The sequence below is a fragment of the Milkweed yellows phytoplasma str. MW1 genome (assembly GCF_000309485.1).
Lineage (GTDB): Bacteria > Bacillota_I > Bacilli_A > Acholeplasmatales > Acholeplasmataceae > Phytoplasma.
The window spans coordinates 1-1,744 of record NZ_AKIL01000019.1 but is presented as its reverse complement, the minus strand read 5'-3'; the positions used below and the strand labels follow the sequence as shown (position 1 = coordinate 1,744).

Here is a 1,744-nt window from a genome sequence, read left to right as displayed (position 1 = left end):
TATAAATCAAAATATAAAATTTTTTTTATTATATTAATGATTTGTTTAGTTTTATGGACACGACAAATTTATGCTTTTAATCCTAATGATTATGAGAAAGATAAGAGCCAAAAACATTTTTTTCAATGTTGGAGACATGAGGATGTTCATATTTTTGCTGATAACGCAAGAGTTTTTTATGATATTCCTGGAATTACATTGGTACCTTGTCGAACTTTATCAAGAATATGCTAATAAAAGTCAATTAGTAGGGAATGCTACTGGTATCGCTCTTAATTTTGTGCCACCCGCAAAATTATTTTGGAACGGGTTTAAAACATTTATGGCTGATAAAATATTAGATCATAAAGATGATGGAGTATCTATGATCAATGATATAGTTAGATATTATATTTTAAACGACGAAGGAAAAGCGTTTTTCTTTTTTGAAACGAATCAATTAGACGAAATTAAACAAGTAGATATCACTTTTTGTGATTGCGATATGTCTCCTTCTTTCATTACTAGTGTAATTGAATTTTTAAATCATTTAACTAAATTTTTAGATGATCCTGATTTTGATAATTTAATAGAGAAATTAATATCAAAAGGTGAATTTTCTAACAAAGAGTTAAAAGAAATGGGTATTCAACAAAGAGATATCGAACAAATATCACAATACCAAAAAAATCCTAAACCTATCAAAAACAAAGTTAAAGAATATATAAAGAAAAAAATAAATCAAAAAGTAGGTCATGCTATTGCTAAAACCGCTCTAAAAACAGGAACTAAAAAAGTAGTAGGAAAAACTTGGGGTAAGGTATTATTTCCTGAAGTGTTTGAAGTTATTGAAATGGGCGAAAAAAAATATGAATCTCAAGCTCATATTAAAAATAATATTCATTTTGAAATCAAAAATAATAGTTACGAAACGACATTAGGGTTTGCAATAAATTTTCCTAATAAAAATGAATTAGAAATATATGAATTGAAAAAAACTTCTGACTGTCCTTTTACGACTAAATTAATTAATAAAGTTAATTTGTTTGATTCTACGCATATGTTAATCAACTTAATTCAACCTAAACGCGGTTTAGTTCCTAATAAATATTTAAATATTTATTTCGGAAAATTAAAATAATGTTTCCTTATAAAATTTATTTTTTAATATTTCACATTTTTAGTTGTTTAATTGCTATATATATATCGTTTTAAAAACAAAATATTTAGATTTTATTATCGACCCTTCCAGTCGATTTTATAAAAATAATTTTAAAACTTATATTAATAATAAAAAAGAATGTCAACAAAATATACAATCAACTACAAAAAAAATTAATCAAATTTCTCAAAAACAAAAGATTATGGATGACTCTCAAATTCTTACATCATATAAAAGTGTTTTTCAGAAATTGACTTTTTTAATCTTATTGACAATTATATCTACAATTATTTCTTATTTATTTTTAAATAGTATTACTGATTTTAACAAATTAGTATACTACTTGTTTATATTTTTCGTTATCATAATCATTATTTATTTTATTTGTTATTGTTTATGTAATATTTATGTATTTACTAGTTTGATATTACGTTTTATTCTTTTTTAAATGCTATTCTTTGTGGAATAATGTTATCTTTTGTATATAGATTAGAATACTTAGTATTAACATCTTCCGAAAATAAAGAATTCGCTCAAATAATTTTAAAATATTTTTTATTATTTTTTGTTTTTACTCCTTTATTATTAACTTTAATTATTATT

1 protein-coding gene is annotated in these 1,744 nt (G+C 22.8%); it reads left to right on the top strand.

Features of this window, described 5'->3' with window-relative positions; translation table 11 throughout:
• Positions 1-178: 178 nt before the first annotated feature.
• Entirely contained in the window at positions 179-1,120 is a 942-nt protein-coding gene (locus RI76_RS03135) for a hypothetical protein (RefSeq protein ID WP_017192152.1), read from the top strand.
• Positions 1,121-1,744: the final 624 nt, after the last annotated feature.

Coding starts and splice junctions, on each gene's coding strand:
- RI76_RS03135 (WP_017192152.1), top strand. CDS start 179: ATGATATTCCTGGAATTACATTGGTACCTTGTCGAACTTTATCAAGAA.